20 protein-coding genes are annotated in these 19,429 nt (G+C 64.3%); 13 read left to right on the forward strand and 7 right to left on the reverse strand.

Features of this window, described 5'->3' with window-relative positions; translation table 11 throughout:
* Window positions 1–83: 83 nt before the first annotated feature.
* Complete coding sequence (locus tag KCX70_RS18065; protein WP_212618343.1) at window positions 84–2,312, forward strand: esterase-like activity of phytase family protein; 2,229 nt, start codon at window positions 84–86, stop codon at window positions 2,310–2,312.
* Window positions 2,313–2,352: 40 nt separating this feature from the next.
* Here KCX70_RS18065 and KCX70_RS18070 read toward each other — a convergent pair whose 3' ends face one another.
* Window positions 2,353–3,378 carry a CNNM domain-containing protein gene (locus KCX70_RS18070; protein ID WP_212618344.1) on the reverse strand — a complete coding sequence of 342 codons (1,026 nt, stop codon included), beginning with the start codon at window positions 3,376–3,378 and terminating at the stop codon, window positions 2,353–2,355.
* Window positions 3,379–3,666: 288 nt separating this feature from the next.
* On the opposite strand from KCX70_RS18070, the gene KCX70_RS18075 reads away from it, so the two are divergent.
* A complete protein-coding gene (locus KCX70_RS18075) occupies window positions 3,667–4,122 on the forward strand; it encodes a hypothetical protein (protein ID WP_212620382.1) in 456 nt (151 codons plus the stop codon).
* A 39-nt stretch (window positions 4,123–4,161) separates the two neighbouring features.
* On the opposite strand, the gene KCX70_RS18080 is transcribed toward KCX70_RS18075, so the two are convergent.
* Window positions 4,162–4,620 (reverse strand): carboxymuconolactone decarboxylase family protein, encoded by a 459-nt coding sequence (locus KCX70_RS18080; protein ID WP_212618345.1) that lies wholly within the window; start codon window positions 4,618–4,620, stop codon window positions 4,162–4,164.
* Window positions 4,621–4,713: 93 nt separating this feature from the next.
* On the opposite strand from KCX70_RS18080, the gene KCX70_RS18085 reads away from it, so the two are divergent.
* Window positions 4,714–5,514 (forward strand): helix-turn-helix transcriptional regulator, encoded by an 801-nt coding sequence (locus KCX70_RS18085; protein ID WP_212618346.1) that lies wholly within the window; start codon window positions 4,714–4,716, stop codon window positions 5,512–5,514.
* Window positions 5,515–5,736: 222 nt separating this feature from the next.
* Here KCX70_RS18085 and KCX70_RS18090 read toward each other — a convergent pair whose 3' ends face one another.
* The gene (locus KCX70_RS18090) at window positions 5,737–6,357 is read right to left on the reverse strand and encodes a LysE family translocator (RefSeq protein ID WP_212620383.1); all 621 of its coding nucleotides are present in this window, start codon (window positions 6,355–6,357) and stop codon (window positions 5,737–5,739) included.
* A 265-nt stretch (window positions 6,358–6,622) separates the two neighbouring features.
* On the opposite strand from KCX70_RS18090, the gene dksA reads away from it, so the two are divergent.
* From dksA to KCX70_RS18105, 3 genes are read left to right on the forward strand one after another with little or no spacing between them, the layout of a single operon-like run.
* Entirely contained in the window at window positions 6,623–7,027 is a 405-nt protein-coding gene (dksA, locus tag KCX70_RS18095) for an RNA polymerase-binding protein DksA (protein WP_212618347.1), read from the forward strand.
* 9 nt (window positions 7,028–7,036) lie between these two features.
* Entirely contained in the window at window positions 7,037–8,239 is a 1,203-nt protein-coding gene (gene zigA / locus KCX70_RS18100) for a zinc metallochaperone GTPase ZigA (RefSeq protein ID WP_212618348.1), read from the forward strand.
* Window positions 8,239–8,880 (forward strand): DUF1826 domain-containing protein, encoded by a 642-nt coding sequence (locus tag KCX70_RS18105; protein WP_212618349.1) that lies wholly within the window; start codon window positions 8,239–8,241, stop codon window positions 8,878–8,880. The genes zigA and KCX70_RS18105 overlap by 1 nt, the downstream gene beginning before the upstream one ends.
* Before the next feature lie 57 nt (window positions 8,881–8,937).
* Here the strand turns inward: KCX70_RS18105 and KCX70_RS18110 are convergent, their stop codons facing one another.
* Entirely contained in the window at window positions 8,938–9,267 is a 330-nt protein-coding gene (locus KCX70_RS18110; protein ID WP_102853713.1) for a four-helix bundle copper-binding protein, read from the reverse strand.
* Between the two features lie 321 nt (window positions 9,268–9,588).
* On the opposite strand from KCX70_RS18110, the gene KCX70_RS18115 reads away from it, so the two are divergent.
* The 3 genes from KCX70_RS18115 to KCX70_RS18125 all read left to right on the forward strand — a co-directional run bounded on the left by KCX70_RS18115 (window position 9,589) and on the right by KCX70_RS18125 (window position 12,068).
* Complete coding sequence (locus KCX70_RS18115; protein WP_212618350.1) at window positions 9,589–10,179, forward strand: IMPACT family protein; 591 nt, start codon at window positions 9,589–9,591, stop codon at window positions 10,177–10,179.
* Window positions 10,180–10,324: 145 nt separating this feature from the next.
* Window positions 10,325–10,615 (forward strand): hypothetical protein, encoded by a 291-nt coding sequence (locus KCX70_RS18120; RefSeq protein WP_102853715.1) that lies wholly within the window; start codon window positions 10,325–10,327, stop codon window positions 10,613–10,615.
* Between the two features lie 502 nt (window positions 10,616–11,117).
* On the forward strand, window positions 11,118–12,068 hold the full coding sequence (locus KCX70_RS18125) for an adenosine deaminase (protein ID WP_212618351.1): 951 nt from the start codon (window positions 11,118–11,120) through the stop codon (window positions 12,066–12,068).
* 33 nt (window positions 12,069–12,101) lie between these two features.
* On the opposite strand, the gene KCX70_RS18130 is transcribed toward KCX70_RS18125, so the two are convergent.
* A complete protein-coding gene (locus tag KCX70_RS18130; RefSeq protein ID WP_212618352.1) occupies window positions 12,102–13,019 on the reverse strand; it encodes a LysR family transcriptional regulator in 918 nt (305 codons plus the stop codon).
* Window positions 13,020–13,121: 102 nt separating this feature from the next.
* On the opposite strand from KCX70_RS18130, the gene KCX70_RS18135 reads away from it, so the two are divergent.
* Window positions 13,122–14,135, forward strand: coding sequence for a zinc-binding alcohol dehydrogenase family protein (locus KCX70_RS18135; protein WP_212618353.1), 1,014 nt, complete (start codon window positions 13,122–13,124; stop codon window positions 14,133–14,135).
* Between the two features lie 17 nt (window positions 14,136–14,152).
* On the opposite strand, the gene KCX70_RS18140 is transcribed toward KCX70_RS18135, so the two are convergent.
* The gene (locus tag KCX70_RS18140; RefSeq protein WP_212618354.1) at window positions 14,153–15,349 is read right to left on the reverse strand and encodes a multidrug effflux MFS transporter; all 1,197 of its coding nucleotides are present in this window, start codon (window positions 15,347–15,349) and stop codon (window positions 14,153–14,155) included.
* A 203-nt stretch (window positions 15,350–15,552) separates the two neighbouring features.
* On the opposite strand from KCX70_RS18140, the gene KCX70_RS18145 reads away from it, so the two are divergent.
* Entirely contained in the window at window positions 15,553–16,182 is a 630-nt protein-coding gene (locus KCX70_RS18145) for a TetR family transcriptional regulator (protein WP_102853720.1), read from the forward strand.
* Between the two features lie 36 nt (window positions 16,183–16,218).
* Here KCX70_RS18145 and KCX70_RS18150 read toward each other — a convergent pair whose 3' ends face one another.
* Window positions 16,219–16,410, reverse strand: a complete 192-nt coding sequence (locus tag KCX70_RS18150; RefSeq protein WP_021206387.1) for a heavy-metal-associated domain-containing protein — start codon at window positions 16,408–16,410, stop codon at window positions 16,219–16,221.
* Between the two features lie 152 nt (window positions 16,411–16,562).
* Here KCX70_RS18150 and KCX70_RS18155 point away from each other — a divergent pair, with 152 nt between their 5' ends.
* Both KCX70_RS18155 and cueR read left to right on the forward strand, forming a co-directional pair.
* The gene (locus tag KCX70_RS18155) at window positions 16,563–18,950 is read left to right on the forward strand and encodes a heavy metal translocating P-type ATPase (protein ID WP_212618355.1); all 2,388 of its coding nucleotides are present in this window, start codon (window positions 16,563–16,565) and stop codon (window positions 18,948–18,950) included.
* A complete protein-coding gene (gene cueR / locus KCX70_RS18160; protein WP_102853722.1) occupies window positions 18,947–19,357 on the forward strand; it encodes a Cu(I)-responsive transcriptional regulator in 411 nt (136 codons plus the stop codon). The genes KCX70_RS18155 and cueR overlap by 4 nt, the downstream gene beginning before the upstream one ends.
* Window positions 19,358–19,429: the final 72 nt, after the last annotated feature.

Here is a 19,429-nt window from a genome sequence, read left to right on the forward strand (position 1 = left end):
ACGGCGTCACCCTCGGACATCGTTCTGTAAGAAAACCGGCCTAGCGTGGTTTGACTCAAAACAAACCGAACGCCGAGGCCCCCATGATCACGCCGACCCGCCTGACCCACACCGCGCTGTCCACTGCGCTGACACTGGCCCTGCTGCCACTGACTTCGCAGGCCGCACCCTCGCGCGCTGCGGCATATTTCGAGCGGGTCGCGACCTTCCCGGTGTACCGCAACCTCGGCGCCGATGAGGACGCATCCAAGCAGACCGTCGCCGAGATCACCGCCGTCAGTCGCGACGGTCGCACGCTGATCTATACCGACAGCCCGGGCGAGCGCATCGGCCTGGTGGACATCCGCGATCCGAAAAACCCGCAACCGGCGGGCTTCGTCCAGCTCGAAGGCGAACCGACGTCGGTTGCGGTGCACCTGCATTACGCACTGGTGGCGGTGAATACCTCGCTCAGCTTTGCCCAGCCGGACGGCGTGCTGGCGGTGTTCGACATCCGCAACCCCACGCAGCCCAAACGCGTCGCGACGCTGCCCATGGGTGGTCAGCCGGATTCCATCGCCATCAGCCCACGGGGCCGCTATGCCGCCGTGGCGATCGAGAACGAGCGGGACGAGGACCTTAACGACGGGCTACTGCCACAACTGCCGGCCGGCTATCTACGCATCGTCGACCTCAAGGGCCAGCCGTCACGCTGGCAGACGCGGGACGTCGATCTGACCGGCCTGGCGGACATCGCGCCGAACGATCCGGAGCCCGAATACGTCAGCATCAACGACCAGGACATCGCCGCCGTCACGCTGCAGGAGAACAACCACGTGGTGCTGGTCGACCTGCGTCGGGACCGCGTACTGCGTCACTTCAGCGCCGGCCAGGTCGATCTGGAAGGTGTGGACGTGGAGGAGAACGACCGCATCCAGCCCGTCGGCGTGCTCAAGGGCAAGCGTCGCGAACCGGATGCCATCGCCTGGGTCGGTCCGCTGGTGGCGACTGCCAACGAAGGCGACTACGAAGATGCCGATGGCGAAACCGGCGGCAGCCGCGGCTTTACCCTGTTCGACTACACCGGCCAGGTCTGGCATGACGCCGGCGTGTCGCTGGAGCACGCCTTCATCCGCGCCGGCCACTACCCCGAGAGCCGCTCGGAGAACAAGGGCATCGAGCCGGAGGGCATCGCCTCGGCGAGCTTCCGCCAACAGGATTTCCTCTTCGTCGGCAGCGAGCGCGGCAATGCGGTCGCGGTCTACGACGTCGCGCGCCCCTGGGCTCCAGTGATGCACCAGTTGTTGCCAACCGGCATGGGCCCCGAAGGCATCCTGCCGATCCCGTCGCGCAACCTGCTGGTAGTGAGCAGCGAGGAGGATTCGGCCGAGGACGGCTACCGTTCGACCCTGTCGATCTACCAGTACGGCGCCAGCAAGGCGAACTATCCGGAAATCCGCTCCACTGACCGCGACCTGATCCCTTGGGGCGCGCTCAGCGGCCTGGTGGCGGACCGCGCGCAAGCGGACCGTCTTTACGCCGTTCCGGACAGCTACTACAAGGCCTCGCGCATTTTCACTATCGACACGAGCAAGACGCCCGCCGTCATCGACGGGCAGATCGAACTGCGCAAGGCCGGCAAGACCGTCGACTACGACCTGGAGGGCATTGCCCAGGCCGGGAATGGCGACTTCTGGCTCGCGTCGGAAGGCAACGGCAAGGCCAAGCCGAACCTGCTGATTCGCGCCAGCGCGAACGGCGAGGTGCTGGCCGAATACGCGTTGCCGAAAGACGTCGCGGCGCAGCAGACCAGCAACGGCTTCGAGGGCGTATCGGTGGTCGGCGAAGGCACCAGCACCCGCGTGTATGTCGCCTTCCAGCGCGAATGGAAGAACGACCCGGCAGGCAAGGTACGCATCGGCGTGTTCAACCCGTCCAGCGGCGAGTGGGGCTTCGTCCACTACCCGCTCGACGCCGCGGCTGAGGGCGCCTGGGTCGGGTTGTCCGAACTCACCTCGATCGGCAATGGCCAGTTCCTGGTCATCGAGCGCGACAACCAGCAAGGCCCTGCCGCCGAAGTCAAACGCCTGTATCGCATCGACCTGAGCGGCATGCAGCCTGCTGCCGAAGGTCAGGCCTTCCCGCTGGTGAGCAAGCGCCTGGAGCGTGATCTTCTGCCCGAGCTGAAGCGCACCGGCGGCTGGGTGCTGGACAAGGTCGAAGGGGCTGCGGTCGACAAGCTGGGCCGCTTGTTCGTCGTCACCGACAACGACGGCGTGGAAGACGCCAGCGGTGAAACGCGCTTCATGCGGCTGGGTACCGTCAAACGCTGAGATCAGCCAGCGGAGCGGCAATCCCGCTCCGCTGGTGCGCTCAGCTCTCGCGAACGCGCTTGATGCGATGATCCCAGCGACGCTTGGCAAAGCGGCGCATGTTGGGGATGTCGTCGGTTTCGTCCATGATCGGTTGGCCGATGATGGTTTCCATGATGTCTTCCAGTGTCACCAGACCGCGCCAGCTGCCGAACTCGTCATAGACCAGGCACATGTGCTGGCGCTCGTGCAGCAGCTGGGTCATCAGGGTCTCGACGCTGGTCATCTCCGGCGCCACCCGCAGCGGCTTCATGATGGTCGACACTGGCGCTTCGTCATCGGTCGCTGACAGCGCGTCATAGCGGAACACGACGCCCAGCGGGCTCTCGTTGTCGCCGATCACCGGGTAGCGTGAGAACTGGCTGTCGGCGACCTGCGCCTTGAACGCGCCGATGCTGGTGTCCGGCGAGGTGTGATCGCAAACCGTACGTGGCGTCATCACGTCGCGCACCTTGATCTCATGCAGGTCGAGGATGTTGCGGATGACTCGCTGCTCGTCCTCGTCGAGGCTCTTGTTCTCGCGGCCAAGCACGGTCAGCGCCTTGATCTCCTGGCGGATGTCGTGCTCCGGCTCCTTGCCGCCGATAAGCCGCATGATGATGTCGGACAGGTAGATGAACGGCTTCAGCAGCAGGATCATGCCGTTCAGCAGTGGAGGCAGGAACGGCGCCAGCGTGCGCCAGTAACGCGCGCCGATAGTCTTGGGCAGGATTTCCGACAGCACCAGGATCAGCACCGTCATCACCGCCGAGGCGATGCCGACATAGCCGTTGCCGAACACCACGGTGACCTGCGCACCGACGCCGGTGGCGCCGACCGTGTGGGCGACGGTGTTGAGCGTCAGGATCGCCGCGAGCGGCTGGTCGACCTTGTCCTTCAGACGTTTCAGCCGCTCGTAGAGCTTAGGCCGGGAGGTTTTCTGGTGCGCGATAAAGCTCGGCGTCAGCGAGAGCAGTGCGGCTTCGAGGATCGAACAGATGAATGAAACGAGGACGGATAAGACAGCGAACGCTATCAGGAGGGTCATGTAGGGGGGATTCGTAGCCAATGGCAGCCTAATTTACAGCAAAGCCGTCGCCCATCAGTCGCATGCTACGCCGGGCTTGCAACATTTCATTTCCTCCTGAGCATCAGCGCCGAACGCGTCACTTTCGCCAGTCACCGCCTGGGGCGGAAGTCTGCGCTCGACACGACGGCCTGCGATCCGCGCTCCCTACGGCGCAGCTCCACGCTTGTCTCCCGCCCTGTCCTCCGCTAGGGTGCCGCCCTCGACGGAACGGCCCTTCAGGAGCATGGCAGCGTGATCAGATCAGGGATGTGGATGGCGGGTTGCCTGATGGCGCTGGCGACGCAGGCGGCCGAGCGGCAGGTCTATCTGGTGGCGACAGTTCAGCTGGACGGTTCCAGCCTGGCGCAGACCATCTTTCTCCACGAGCCGCAGATCACCGAGCTGGAAGGTTGCCGCGAAGCCGTGCGCGAGGGGCAGCGCGCGCGTGACTGGCCACGCTACCGGCACTTTTTCCGCAGCGATCGCTTCAAGGGATTCTCCGGGCATATGCGTTACCAGTGCGTCTACAGCGATCTGGACTTCAGCAGCTGGCATGACCGCCTGCGCTACAACCAGCCCTACCTGATCAGCGTGAACGACGACGCCCTCAGCGTGACTCGCACCCCGACCCAGGCGCAGTGCATGACGCAACTGCGCAGCTTGCCCGCGGGCAAACAAGCACAGAGTTTCTGCGCCATGGGCAACCAGCAGATCAAGCCCTGACCGCCCGACCTTCCAGCCGAGCGGCGGTAGGCATCCGCCCTACCCCGCCTGGTAGCTGCCCGGCACGGGCGCGAACGAAACGCCGAAGCGGTTCCAGGCGTTGATGGTGGCGATGGCCAGGGTCAAGTTGGCGAGCTGGGCCTCGGAAAAATGCTCACGCACCTCCTCGAACAGCTGCTGCGAAACGCCCTGGGGCAGCAGCGTGTTAGCCTCGGCCCAGGCCAGCGCGGCGCGTTCGCGGTCGGTGAAGAACGGCGTTTCGCGCCACGCGCTCAGTGCATAGATGCGCTGCTCGGTTTCCCCCAGGGCGCGGGCATCCTTGGTGTGCATGTCGAGGCAGTAGGCGCACTGGTTGATCTGCGAGACGCGAATTTTCACCAGCTCCATCAATGGTTTGTCGACGCCATCCTCGCGGCGGCTCTGCCGCGCCAGGTAGGTTTCCAGCCCGATCATGGCGGTCATCACGTCGGGTGCGGCGGCCTGGTAGTTCATGCGCATGGTGGTCACTCCTCGGTTTGAATGTGCAACCAAGGCTACGCAGCCGCCATGCTGCGCTATTGTAGATTTTCGACATCTTCCAAGCGGCCCATCATGACCGAGTCCCTTCACGACCGCTTGCCCTGCCTGCAGGGCTTCACAACCCGCCCGCCGAGCCCGGCGCTGGCGGCGTACGTGCAGCGTTTCTGGTGGATGGAGGGCGACGGTTTACAGACCTACGACGAGCAGATGCTGCACCCGGACGGCGGCAGTGGCGTCATCTTCAACTTTGCCGACCCGCTGAATTTCGATGGCACCCCGCGCGGGCCGCGAGCGCTGATCGCCGGGCCGCAGCTGGCCAGTACACGCCTGCAACTGGCCGGCCAGGTCAGCATGATGGGCGTGCGCTTCCATCCCGGCATGGGCGCTGCGGTGTTCGGCGTCGGTCTCGACGAGCTGGCCGGATTCCACGACGCCGACTGGCCCCGGCTTGGACTCGCGCATCTCGTGGATCAGTTGGCCGAGCTGGACCGCAGCGCGCAACAGGCCGTGGTCGAGCGCGAGTTGCTCAGTCGCCTGAAAGAAACCCAGGCACGTCGCGACCCGGTGCAACAGCTGTTAGCGCAGATCGCCGCCAACGGGGGCCGTTCGCGCCTGGCCGATCTGCTCCAGAGCGTGCCACTCGGCCAGCGCCAGCTCGAGCGCCTGTTCCGCCATCAGGTGGGAATGACACCCAAGCAGTTCAGCCGCATCCAGCGTGTAGCGCTGGTGCGCAACCAACTACGCACCGGCCAGCCGCTGCTCGACACCGCCCTGGTCTGCGGCTACAGCGACCAGGCGCACTTTATCCACGACTTCAAGACCGTGGTCGGCATGACGCCAGGGCAGTATCGCTTGCGGGCGAAGAGCAACTAAGCCCAAGGCACGATCGAAGCCGAACCGCCCGCTTGCCGAATCCGCGTATTCCACAAACCGGGGGTGCAGATCGGCGAGGCCTATCGGCAGCGGCAGCGGCAGCGGCAGCGGCAGCGGCAGGCGGCGTGACCTCTATGAGGGGCGGCGTGCCGGTCCAACCCGATCACCCAGCACGCCACTGCCGCTCGTTCTGCCGACAAGTCATCCTCATCGCACGCGAAATCAGTCCTTGCGCGCGAACAGCAGTCCAACCCCTGCACTGGCGAGCAGCCCCGCACACGTCCGGTTGAACACCCGCCGCATCGAAGGGCGGGAAAACCAATGTCTCAGCGCGCTACCGAAATACGCATAGCCGGCGATGGCCACCCACTCGAGGATCAGAAAGCAAACGCCGAGCACGAGGAACTGAAAGCCCATGTCACCCGAAGGATCGACGAACTGAGGCAGGAACGCCGTGAAGATCAATATGGCCTTGGGGTTGCCGGCCGCCAGCAGGAACTCCTGCTTTGCAAGCCCCAAGAGACTCTTGCGCGCCACCGGGCCACTGTCGCCATCCGAAGGGTCGGCGTGCCATAGCTGATACGCCAGCCAGAGCAGATAAAGGCCGCCGACCAGCTTGATCGCAAAGAACAACTTTTCGGACGCATAAAGAATCGATGCAAGCCCTGTCGCCGCGAGGCTGATCATGCCGGCGAATGCAATGAGCCGACCGATACCCGCGTAGCAGGCCACACGTACGCCGTAGCTCTTCGCATTAGCCATCGAAAGCAGATTGTTCGGCCCGGGCGCCATGTTCAGCGCGAAGCATGCAGGCAAAAAAAGCAGCAGTGTCGTCAAGTTCATGGCGTATCTCCGGCGGCCTCCGCATAAGCCGTTACAGCCCTCGCTGAGGGGTGACAAACAATCATAGGTGGGTTCTGGCCCGACAAAATCCTTTTTGCTTCGAATGCGATGGGCGCAAACGTCCGGCCCTGAAGCGTTGCCCTCACGACGGCTCGCTCGGATTTCGAGGTAGCCCAACCGTCGCCGTTGCCAGAATCAGCACTGACACTATTAGATAATTTTTGTTATGTTATAACCCTATGATTAAAACCCACACGTGCTGCCCATGACCGAAGCCGAACTCCTTGCCCAGCCCGCTGACGCCTACATGAACGAGGCCCAGCAAGCTTTTTTCCGCACCTTACTGCTAGGCCAGCGCGCCGAACTGCAGGCGCGTATCGCCGAGGAATTCCAGGCGCTGCGTGAGCAGGAGCCCAGCAGCGACCCATCCGACATCGGCACGGCCGAAGAGCAGCGTCACTGGCAGCTGCGGTTGCTGGAACGGGAGAAGAAGCTGCTCGACAAAATTGACGATTCTCTCGACAGCCTCGCCCGCGGCGAATACGGCTGGTGCGCCGAGACCGGCGAGCCCATCGGGCTGAAACGACTGCTGCTACGCCCCACCACCACGCTGTGCATCGAAGCCAAAGAGCGTCAAGAACAGCGCGAAAAACACCAACGAACCGCCTGAGAAACCACCATGAACCGCCTCCCTGTAACCGTGCTTTCCGGCTTTCTCGGTGCCGGCAAGAGCACCCTGCTCAACCACATCCTGAAAAATCGCGAAGGCCGCCGGGTGGCGGTCATCGTCAATGATATGAGCGAAATAAATATCGACGGCAGCGAGGTCCAGCGCGACGTCAGCCTCAACCGCGCCGAAGAAAAGCTGGTTGAAATGAGCAATGGCTGCATCTGCTGCACCTTGCGCGAAGACCTGCTCGAGGAGGTCGGCAAGTTGGCCCGCGAAGGCCGCTTCGACTATCTGTTGATCGAGTCCACCGGCATCTCCGAACCCTTGCCGGTCGCCGAAACTTTCACCTTTCGCGACGACCAGGGCCAGAGCCTGGCGGATCTGGCGCGGCTGGACACCATGGTGACGGTGGTCGACGGCGTGAATTTTCTGCAGGATTTTCACGCCGCAGAGAGCCTGGCGAGCCGCGGCGAAACCCTCGGTGAAGAGGACGAGCGCTCGATCACCGACCTGCTGATCGAGCAGATCGAATTCGCCGACGTCATCCTCATCAGCAAGATCGACCTGATTTCCAGCGCGGAACGCGAAGAGCTCACCGCCATCCTGGGTCGCTTGAATACCCAAGCCGAAATTCTGCCGATGAGCATGGGTCGCGTGCCGCTGGCGAAGATTCTCGACACCGGCCGTTTCGACTTCGAGCGTGCCGCCCAGGCGCCGGGCTGGCTCAAGGAAATGCGCGGCGAGCATGTGCCCGAAACCGAGGAATATGGCATCGCGTCCACGGCGTATCTGGCCCGCCGCCCCTTCCACCCGCAACGGTTCCATGACTTTCTCAATCGCGAATGGACCAATGGCCGTCTGCTGCGCTCCAAGGGCTACTTCTGGCTGGCCAGCCGCCCGCAGGAGGCCGGTGCCTGGTCTCAGGCCGGCGGGCTGATGCGCTACGAATATGCCGGACGCTGGTGGCGTTTCACGCCGGACGCGCAGTGGCCCGCCGATGATTACTCGCGTGCCGCCATCCGCCTGAAGTGGGACGACGACTGCGGGGACTGCCGCCAGGAACTGGTCTTTATCGGCCAGCGCATCGACTTCGATCGGCTGCGCACGGAGCTCGATGCGTGCCTGCTCAGCGACCTCGAATGGAACCTCGGCCCGGAGCACTGGTTGCGCATGCCCGACCCGTTCGGCCCCTGGCAGCAGGAAGTAGCGTGATGCTGACACGCCCACTCACCCAGCCGTACCCACAGCAACTATTCGGCGACGCGCCTGCAGTGCTGGGGGACGCGCTGCACGACGGCGTCAACCTCGCGGTGTGGCAGCGTTCATTGCCGCAGCCTGTCACTGACTTTGCGTGCGCGCTGTTGGCACTCGGCGAGCCGCTGGCCGAATCGCTGACACTCGAACCCGATGCCGACGACCTGCGGACGCCGCCCCTGGCGGAGGCCTATCAGGACATCGCCGGGCACGCCGGGTTTGTCGCCGACGTCACTTGGCTGGTGAGCGCATTTGCCTGCTTGATAGAGGCACGCCGCGTCGGGCTGCGGCTGCGCGTGCTGGACAAGGCGATGTGCCCGCGTTTTCACGTGGACCACGTGCCACTGCGGCTGATCACCACTTACGCGGGCGCCGGAAGCGAGTGGCTCCGCGAAGATGCCATGCCCCGCCAGCGCCTGGGCGAACCGGCCGCTGAACCAACCGATGTAACAGAAATCGGCCGCCTGCACGCGGGCGAGGTCGCGTTGTTCAAGGGCGAGAAATGGCAGGGTAACGAAGGGGCCGGAATCATCCACCGTTCGCCGCAGGTTGAGCCCTGCGAACGGAGACTGATCCTCACGCTGGATTGGCTGGCCTGAACCACAAAGGGCCGGCACCAATAAGTGGCCGGCCCTTGGGTCGCCGCGATCGTGCGATCAGGCCGCCATCTTCTCGCACGCTTCGGCGCACCTGCGGCACGCCTCGGCGCAGGCCTGGCAGTGATCCATCTGGTGTTTGCCGCACTCCTCGCCGCACTCACGGCAGGCTTGTGCGCAGATTCGGCACATTTCCTTGGCGAGGCCGCTGTCGCGAGTCATCAGCACCGCAGCCAGGGCACAGAGATCAGCGCAATCGCGGTCCAGTTGGATGCAGCGCGCCATCATCTTCACGTCGTCCTCGCGCAAGCAGGACGCGGCGCAGGTTTCGCAGGCGACGGCGCAATCGGTGCAGGCCTGGATGCAGGATTGGTAGGTAGAGTTGAGCATGAATGATCCTCCCGGAGTTGGTGGATACCGCAGGTTTTGAACGCCCTAGGTATCCGATCTTTTCGCTAACGGGTATGCGTAACGCCGAACATCCGCGGTCGACTTTTTTCACTAGCAGGCCGACCACTTGCCGGAACGAACAGGGCCTGACGCACACACCCGGACCGCGAAAACACTCGCGCCTGATCTGAACCAGCGGTCAGAGCGCACCTAGTTGTGTGTCGCGTCGTCAGTGGAAGTTCACCCCGCTGGCTGGACGGCACGAATGGCACACAGGGGCGGGCGACCCGTTACAATCACGCTTTTGCTGCTGTCGCGCCCATGCCTTTTACCCTCGCCACGCCCTGCGACTACCAGGAAGTGATCCGCAAGAGCCGCTTCATCGCCAAGGCCGCCCCGATCACCACACCGGACGAGGCCCAGGCATTCATCCAGGCGGTCAGCGACAGCACCGCCACGCATAACTGCTGGGCTTGGAAGGTCGGTCAGCAGTACCGCTTCAGCGACGACGGCGAACCCGGCGGCACGGCCGGTCGCCCCATGCTCACGGCGATCGAGGGCCAAGACTGCGATCAGGTAGTCGTGGTGGTGACTCGCTGGTTCGGCGGCATCCAGCTGGGGACAGGTGGGCTGGCGCGCGCCTATGGCGGCACTACAGCCAAATGTCTGCAGGGCGGAGAGCGGCTGGAGCTGATCGCCCGGATGCGTTGCCGCTGCCATTGCCGCTTCGCCGAGCTGGCGCTGATCAAGGCACGGCTGGGCGAGCATGACGCATTCATCGAGGCGGAAACATTCGACGCGCAAGGCGTGGCGCTGGTTCTGGCCGTGCCTGCCGAACAGCATGCGGCGCTACAGCACACCCTTGCTGGAATCAGTCGCGGGCGAATCGAATTGCGACCCGACGGGGCCTGAATGTCGCCGAGCTGAACTGCACCGCCCTCTCGAAGTCCCTATTACAACGGCGTTTGCCGTTGGGTCAGCCGTCTGAACTGCGCATGTCCCGCCGAATCCCTGGAAGGCGTCTCGGCGCATTCCGTTGCGATAGAGGAGACAATCTATGAAGAGCAATTACAAATGGCTCATCCCCGGAGCGCTGCTGGTAGCGTCCCTGGGCCTTGCCGGGTGCGATGTGGAAAAGACCGAAGAAGGCAAGATGCCTGACGTTGAAGTCGATGGCGGCAAGATGCCCAAGTACGATGTCGACGCGCCTGATGTCGACGTCGGTACCAAGGAGAAGACAGTCACCGTACCGGACGTCGATGTGACCATGCCGGAAGATGACGAGCCGGACGTAGGCGAGCCGGTCGAACCACGTGAGCCAGCTCCGGGCACCGCCCCTCAGAACTGAGCCACACCGGTACGTCTACGCGACGCACCAAGGGCCATGTCGACACGAGTCGTGCATGGCCTTTTTTATACGTCGGTTGCCCACCATTACTGTGCGCGCAATTGTGGATAACCTCTGGATGAGCCGCGGCAAGCCAGACGCTCCAAGGCTTCGCCGAGATTGGCCATTATTTAGCCAACTCGCGTCCTTTCGTTTCGTTTACGCCGCAACCGCTTGTTTTAATGGCGATTTTTCCCGTCTACCCGCGATGCTTCGGAATAACGGCAAAAAGCCACCCTGCGCTACGGGATTATGCCCATTTCCTGTGGAAAACTCTGTTGATAGGCTCTGCAAAGACGGCTGCGCCGCAGGCGGCACGGTGCCTTCCATCGACTGGTCACATCCTGTTCATCTGCCCGTGCTACGGCCCGGCAGCCGCCCATCATACCCGCCGCAAAATTGACCCTGGGGTCAATGCGGTCAGCTGGTTAGAATGACGCTTTCTCCGGACGGGATCACTCCTATGTACGACTGGCTCAACGCACTGCCCAAAGCCGAACTGCACCTGCACCTCGAAGGTTCTCTGGAGCCCGAGCTGCTGTTTCGCCTGGCCGAACGCAACAAGATCGCCCTGCCCTGGAACGACGTCGATGCGCTGCGCAGCGCCTACAATTTCGGCAACCTGCAGGAGTTTCTCGACCTCTACTATGCCGGCGCCGACGTGCTGCGCACCGAGCAGGATTTCTACGATCTGACCTGGGCTTACCTGCAGAAGTGCGAAGAGCAGAACGTGGTACATACCGAACCCTTCTACGATCCGCAGACCCATACCGATCGCGGCATTCCGTTCGAGGTGGCCATGCGCGGCATCAGCGGTGCGCTGGCTGACGGTCGCGAGCTGCTCGGCATCAGCAGCGGACTGATCCTGAGCTTCCTGCGGCACCTGCCTGAAGAAGCCGCTTTCAAGACGCTGGAGCAGGCGATGCCGTTCCGCGACGCCTTCTTCGCGGTCGGTCTGGACAGCTCGGAAATGGGTCATCCGCCGAGCAAGTTCGAACGCGTCTTCGCCAAGGCCCGTGCCGAGGGCTTCCTCGCCGTTGCCCATGCCGGAGAGGAAGGTCCGCCCGAATACATCTGGGAAGCGCTGGACCTGCTCAAGGTCAGCCGCATCGACCACGGTGTGCGCGCCGCCGAAGATCCCAAGCTGATCCAGCGCCTGATCGACGAGCAGATTCCGCTCACCGTGTGCCCGCTGTCGAACACCAAACTCTGCGTGTTCGATGACATGAGCCAGCACAATATCCTGCAAATGCTGGAACAGGGCGTGAAGGTCACGGTGAACTCGGATGATCCGGCCTACTTCGGCGGCTACGTGACGGAGAACTTCATGGCCCTGCATGAGAGCCTGGGCATGACAGAGGATCAGGCGCGACGCCTGGCGCAGAACAGCCTCGACGCGCGCCTGGCCAAATGACGGCTGGCGGGTCGCCCGGCGCGGCCCGTCCTCTCAGCCGGCAAACGGCGCCTGGTCGAGCAGCTCCCGACAGCGCTCGACCAGGTGCTCGCGCAGCAGGCGCAGCGTTTCACCCAGCTGAGCGCGGTGCGCGCAGATCAGATTCAGCGGCGCCGCCTCGCCGGTGAGCGCCGGCAACAGCACCACCAGGCGCCCCGCCTGCACATCCTGGGCGACATCCAGCCAGGATTTGTACACCACTCCTCGCCCGGCCAACGCCCAGCGGCGCACCACGTCGGCATCGTCGCTGACGCGATCACCGCTCACCAGTTGCGCCAGTTCGCGACGCCCCTCGTGAAAACACCAACGCTCATGCACTCGCCCGGCCAGCATGAAGCGCAGGCAGTTGTGCCCGGCGAGTTCGGCAAGGCTGCGCGGCGCACCATACACGGCCAGGTATTCAGGCGACGCGCAGAGCACCCGCCGATTGCCCGGCGCCACTGGCAGCGCCACCAGGCTGGAATCTTCCGGCTGGCCGTAGCGCAAGGCGATGTCCACCGGCAGCCGGAACAGATCGGCGTTGCGGTCGGCCAACAACAATCGCAGGCTCAACAACGGATGTTGCTGCTGGAACGCGTCCAGCCACGGCAGCAACACGTTGCGGCCGAAGTCAGAGGGCGCCGACAGCTGTAGCGGGCCACTGATCGTCGCCTTGCCACCAGCGAGCAATTGCTGGCCATCGAGCAGGCTCTGCAGGGCCGAGCGCGCGTGCGGCAGATATTGCTCACCCTCGCCCGTCAGCCGCAGGCTACGAGTCGAACGCACCAGTAGCCGGCAACCCAGTGCCGCCTCCAACCGCTTTAGCGCAGCGCTTGCCACGGCGGGCGACAACTCCAGTCGCCGGGCCGCAGCAGACAAGCTGCCCAGCTCGGCGGTCAGAACGAACATCTGCAGGTCATCGGTGCGTAGCATTTTCAATAATCCGTTGAAAGAGCCTCTGCGCAATATGCTGTTTTTCTTCATGGCACGAAAGCCGAACATGGCCCAACCCACTGACCAAGCATGGAGAACCTCATGAAAGCCATCGGCTACCAACGGTCCCTGACCATCGACGATCCGCGCTCGCTGCTCGACATCGAACTGCCCGACCCCACACCCGGCCCGCGCGACCTGCTGGTTGAGGTCCGCGCCATCTCGGTGAACCCGGTCGACACCAAGATTCGTCTGCGCATGCAACCGGAAGATGGCCAGTATCAGGTGCTCGGCTGGGACGTGGCCGGTGTGGTGCGCTCGGTCGGCAGTGAAGTCAGCGTGTTCAAGCCCGGCGATGAGGTGTTCTATGCCGGCGCACTGGATCGCCCGGGTGCCAACAGCGAACTGCACGTGGTGGATGAGCGCATCGTCGGGCGCAAGCCAGCCTCCCTTGGTTTTGCTGATGCGGCAGCCTTGCCGCTGACCTCGATCACCGCCTGGGAATTACTCTTCGAACGCTTGCAGATCAGCGAGGGGCGGGAAGACCGCGATCAGCGCCTGCTCATCGTCGGCGCAGCGGGTGGGGTCGGTTCGATTCTGACGCAACTGGCGCGGCAACTGACCGGGCTCAAGGTCATAGGCACCGCTTCGCGCAGCGATACCCAGGCCTGGGTCCGCGAACTGGGCGCTCATGAGGTAATCGATCACAGCCAGCCGCTGGCCGCCGAGCTGCAACGCCTGGGCATCGCTGACGTGACCCACGTTGCGAGCCTGACCCACACCGACGCGCATCTGCCACAGATCGTCGAAGCACTGCAGCCACAGGGCCGCCTGGCGCTGATCGACGACCCGGCGAGCCTGGACATCAGCCTGCTCAAGCGCAAAAGCCTGTCGCTGCACTGGGAGTTCATGTATACCCGCTCGATGTACCAGACGCCGGACATGATCGAGCAGCACAGGCTGCTCAACCGAGTCGCCGAGCTGATCGACAGCGGCGTGCTGAAGACGACGCTTGGCGAGCACTACGGAACCATCAACGCCGTGAACCTGCGCCGCGCCCATGCCTTCATCGAAAGCGGCAAAGCCAAGGGCAAGATCGTTCTCGAAGGGTTCTGAGCACGCCCGAGGCCGCCTCAGGACGAGGCGGCCTTGCGCCGTTGCGCGATATCGAACTGGCCGGTGTACCAGGCCAGGCACGCCGCCAGCAGTGCACAACTGGCGATGACCAACGCCATGGGCACAGCCGTGCCGTTGTGCAGCCACCCTACCGACGCCGAAGCGAACGCCGCGACGCAGAATTGCAGGCTGCCCATCAACGCCGAAGCCAGCCCCGCCTGACTGCCCTGCTTGGCCATGGCGCAGGCGGTGGCGTTGGGCAGAATGCTGCCAAGGCTGGCGAGCCCGGCGAACAGCGGAATCAGCAACGGCCAGAGCATGGCCGGCTTGCTCAGTGCAAGCATCAGCAAGATCGCGGCGCAGGCGAAATAGAACCAGACGAATCGCCGCAGCCAGAACCCCGGACCGCGCAGGCGCAGCAATCGCGCGTTGATCTGCGAAACGATGATAAAGCCCGCGGCGTTGCTGCCGAACAACCAGCCATACTGGTCGGCGGGCACACCGTAGAGCTCGATGAAGACGAACGGCGAGCCGGCGATGTAGCCGAACATTCCGGCCATGGCCACGCCGCCGGCCAGGGCGAAAGCGACGAACTCGGTATCACGAAGCAGCGCGACATAGCGTCCGAAGGTGCCGCGCAACGGTGGGCGAGGCGCGTCGGGCGCTAGCGTTTCCGGCAAGCGCAGCGCAACCGCAATGCCACAGAGCGCGCTGAACAGCGTCAGCGACACGAAGATCGCCTGCCAGCCGAAACTGTTGAGCAACAGCCCACCGGCAAGAGGCGCGAGAATTGGCGCTACGCCCATTACCAGCATCAGCTGGGAAAACACCTTGGCGCCCTGTACCGGATCGCAGCTGTCACGTACCAGGGCCCGAGTCACCACCATCCCCGCACAACCACCCAGCGCCTGAACGAAGCGTGCCGCGATCAGCCATTCCAGCGAAGGAGCGAAGGCACAGGCCAGCGACGCCAGGGTGAACAGCGTGACGCCCACCAGCAACGGCTTGCGGCGGCCGTAGCGATCCGCCACCGGCCCGTAGATCAGTTGACCGAGCGCAAGGCCGACGAAATAGGCGGCCAGTGACAGTTGCACATGTTCGACATCCGTGGCAAAAGCACGCGCCATCGTCGGGAAGGCAGGCAGATAAAAGTCGATAGCAAGCGGGCCGAAGGCGCTGAGCGCGCCCAGAATCAATAAAACAGGAAGCGGCATGGACTGAACTCGTGAAGCGCAAAAAACACGAAGGCCGCCCGCTGGCTAACCACGGCGGCGCTCGATCGTTTACAGAGAAGCTGAGATGCTGTTACATACACAGACGATTGTAAACAAGCAAAGTTGCAGAAGTTGAAGGATGAACTCCGCGCTGCCCGCCCTTACGGGGCCATTTGATCAGCCTAGAGCTGCCGTAGCCGACCATGCGAAGAACCAAAGAAGACGCCGAAAAGACCCGAATCGCCCTGCTCGCCTCCGCCGAGCGACTGTTTCTCGACAAGGGCGTGGCGCACACCAGCCTCGACCAGATCGCCCGTGACGCTGGCGTGACGCGTGGCGCGGTGTACTGGCATTTCCAGAACAAGGCTCACCTGTTCCACGAAATGCTCAACCAGGTGCGCCTGCCGCCGGAACAGATGGCCGAGCGGCTGTGCAGCTGCACCCAGCAACAACCGCTGAGGGCGCTGCGTGAGCTCTGCCTTGACGGTATCAGCGCACTCGGCCGGGACGAGCAGAAGCGCCGCGTGATGACCATCCTTCTGCATCGCTGCGAATTCACCGAAGAACTGCGCGAAGCCGAAGAGCGCCATCACGCATTCATCAACCTGTTCATCGAGTTGTGCGAAAAGATGCTGCAAAGCGCGGCGGACAGCCTCTACCCGGGCGTTACGCCGAGGCTGGCGGCGCGCACCCTGCACGCGCTGATCGTTGGTCTGTTCAGCGACTGGACGCGTGATTCGACCCTGTTCGACCCGGAACAGGACAGCGCCGCCCTGATCGATCCGCTATTCCGCGGCCTGGTCAAGAACTGGGACAGCGCCGCCTTTCAATAAGCCGGGCAGGCGACGGCAAAGGCTGTCGCCTGGCGCTTATTGCACCTCGTACCCTTCCTCTTCGATCGCCTCGCGGATCGTCGCCTCATCGAGGCGGCCATCGACCCGCACCACGCCTGCTCCCAGATCCACTTCAACCTTGGCATCTCCATCACGCGCCTGGATCGCCTGGGTTACGGCGCGCTCACAATGGGCGCAGGTCATGCCTTTCACCTGAAACGTTTGCATGCGGTTTCTCCTCTGAGCTTGGGTAGGCGCCATCCTTGAGCTTGCCACGCAGCAAGGTCAAGCGGTCGCCTGCGGCAATCCGCAGCTGGACTTGACCTTGCCATAAGGTAAAGGTTGACCATGCTTGCCAAAGGCTGATCTGGAGAACCCGCATGTCCACTGCCACCTACACCCTGCCGATTACCGGGATGACCTGCGCCAGCTGCGCCGGCCGGGTCGAGCGCGCCTTGCTGAAGGTGCCGGGCGTCGACACCGCCGCGGTGAACCTCGCCGCCGAACAGGTGCGGGTCGAGGCTCATGACGCCGACCTGACCGGACTGGTGGCTGCGGTGGAGAAAGCCGGTTACGGCGTGCCGGTACAGAGCCTGGAGCTGGCCATCGAGGGTATGACCTGCGCCAGCTGCGTCGGCCGCGTCGAGCGCGCCCTGCTCAAAGTGCCCGGCGTGCGCAGCGCCGCGGTGAACCTGGCCAACGAGCGCGCCCGCATCGAAGTGCTCGGCGCCGTCGATCCGTCGCTGCTGATCCAGGCGGTCGAGGCCGCTGGCTACCAGGCGCAGATCATCGGCGGTCAGCAGCCGGCGACCGACAACAGCGAGCGCCGTCTGCGCCGTGAACGCCTGGCCTTGATTGCCGCGCTGCTGCTGGCCGCGCCACTGGTGATCCCGATGTTCGGCGACCTGCTGGGCCTGCACTGGATGTTGCCGCCGTGGGCGCAGTTCCTGCTCGCCACGCCGGTGCAGTTCGTTCTCGGCGCGCGTTTTTACGTAGCGGGCTGGAAAGCCGTGCGTGCCGGCGCCGGCAACATGGATCTGCTGGTGGCGATCGGCACCAGCGCCGGCTATGGCCTGAGCCTCTACCAGTGGTGGGCCGCGCCGGCCGGTGCCATGCCGCACCTGTACTTCGAAGCTTCTGCGGTGGTTATCGCGCTGGTGTTGCTGGGCAAATATCTGGAGAGCCGCGCCAAGCGCCAGACCAGCGCTGCGATCCGCGCGCTCGAAGCACTCCGGCCCGATCGCGCGGTGCGTGTGGTCGACGACCATGAAGAGGAGGTCGCCATCGCCGCGCTGCGGCTGGACGACCTGGTGCTGGTCAAGCCCGGCGAGCGTTTTCCGGTGGACGGCGAAGTCGTCGAGGGCGAAAGCCAGGCCGACGAAGCGCTGATCAGCGGTGAAAGCCTGCCGGTGGCCAAGGCGCCCGGCGATCGCATTACCGGCGGCGCGATCAACGGCGAAGGCCGACTACTGGTGCGCACCACCGCGCTGGGCGGCGAAACCGTATTGGCGCGCATCATCCGTCTGGTCGAAGACGCCCAGGCGGCCAAGGCCCCGATCCAGAAACTGGTGGACAAGGTCAGCCAGGTCTTCGTCCCGGCGGTGCTGGTGATCGCCCTGTTGACCCTGGCCGGCTGGTGGTGGGCCGGTGCGCCGGTTGAAGTCGCGCTGATCAACGCGGTCGCCGTGCTGGTCATCGCCTGCCCCTGCGCCCTCGGCCTGGCCACGCCGGCGGCGATCATGGCCGGCACCGGCGTCGCGGCGCGTCACGGCATCCTGATCAAGGACGCCGAGGCGCTGGAAGTGGCACATGCGGTCACCGCGGTGGCCTTCGACAAGACCGGCACCCTGACCTCCGGCAAGCCACGCGTCGTCCACTTGCACGCGGTCGATGGCGACGAAGCAGCGCTGCTGCGTGCGGCCGGCGCGCTGCAGCGCGGCAGCGAGCATCCGCTGGCTCGAGCGGTGCTGGAGCGCTGCGAAGAAAACGGCCTGACGGTGCCCGATGTGGCGCGCAGCCAGTCGTTGACCGGGCGCGGCATTGCCGGCGACCTCGATGGCCGCTCGCTGGCCCTGGGCAATCGACGACTGCTCGACGAGCAAGGCCTGACCGCCGGAGACCTGGCCGATAAGGCCGGCGCCTGGGAAGGCGAAGGCCGCACCCTCTCCTGGCTGATTGAAACGACGCCGCAAGCACGCGTGCTCGGCCTGTTCGCCTTTGGCGACAGCCTCAAGGATGGCGCCGCCGAAGCCATCGCCGGCCTCAACGCGCGGCACATCCGCAGCCACCTGATCACCGGCGACAACCGCGGCAGCGCCCGTGTGGTCGCCGACGCCCTGCACATCGACAGCGTGCACGCCGAGGTGCTGCCGGCGGACAAGGCAGCGGTCGTCGCCGAGCTGAAACAGGGCGGCGCCGTGGTCGCCATGGTAGGCGACGGCATCAATGACGCCCCGGCGCTGGCCGCCGCCGACGTCGGCATCGCCATGGGCGGCGGCACAGACGTGGCCATGCACGCGGCGGGAATCACCCTGATGCGCGGCGACCCGCGCCTGGTGCCGGCGGCGCTTGAGATCAGCCGACGCACCTACCGCAAGATCCAGCAGAACCTGTTCTGGGCCTTCATCTACAACCTGGTGGGCATTCCGCTGGCCGCGCTGGGCTTTCTCAGCCCGGTGGTGGCCGGCGCGGCCATGGCGATGTCCAGCGTCAGCGTGGTCAGTAACGCCCTGCTGCTCAAGCGCTGGAAACCGGAGGATCGCTCATGAACATCGGACAGGCGGCAAAGAAATCCGGTCTTTCGGCCAAGATGATCCGCTACTACGAATCCATTGACCTGATCTCGCCTGCCGGGCGCAGCGCCAACGGCTATCGCCACTACGGCGAGGACGACCTGCACCGCCTGGCCTTTATCAAACGTTCGCGGGACATGGGCTTTTCGCTGGAGGAAGTGAGCCGGCTACTGACGCTCTGGCAGGACCGCCAGCGCGCCAGCGCCGACGTGAAGGCCCTGGCCGGCGCACATATCGAAGCCCTGGACCGCAAGATCGCCGAGCTGATGGGCCTGCGTGACACCCTGAAGAATCTGGTCGATAGCTGCCAGGGAGACGACCGCCCGGATTGTCCGATCCTCAAGGATCTCGAATCCGGGTGTCGCCACCGCGGCGGTGAATGAGGGATACCGGCTAAGCGCGCCCGAGCAGCGGCCCTCGTCCCGGAATCAGCCAACGAGCGGATACTTTCGATA

This window comes from Stutzerimonas stutzeri (genome assembly GCF_018138085.1).
GTDB classification, from domain to species: Bacteria; Pseudomonadota; Gammaproteobacteria; order Pseudomonadales; family Pseudomonadaceae; genus Stutzerimonas; species Stutzerimonas stutzeri_AI.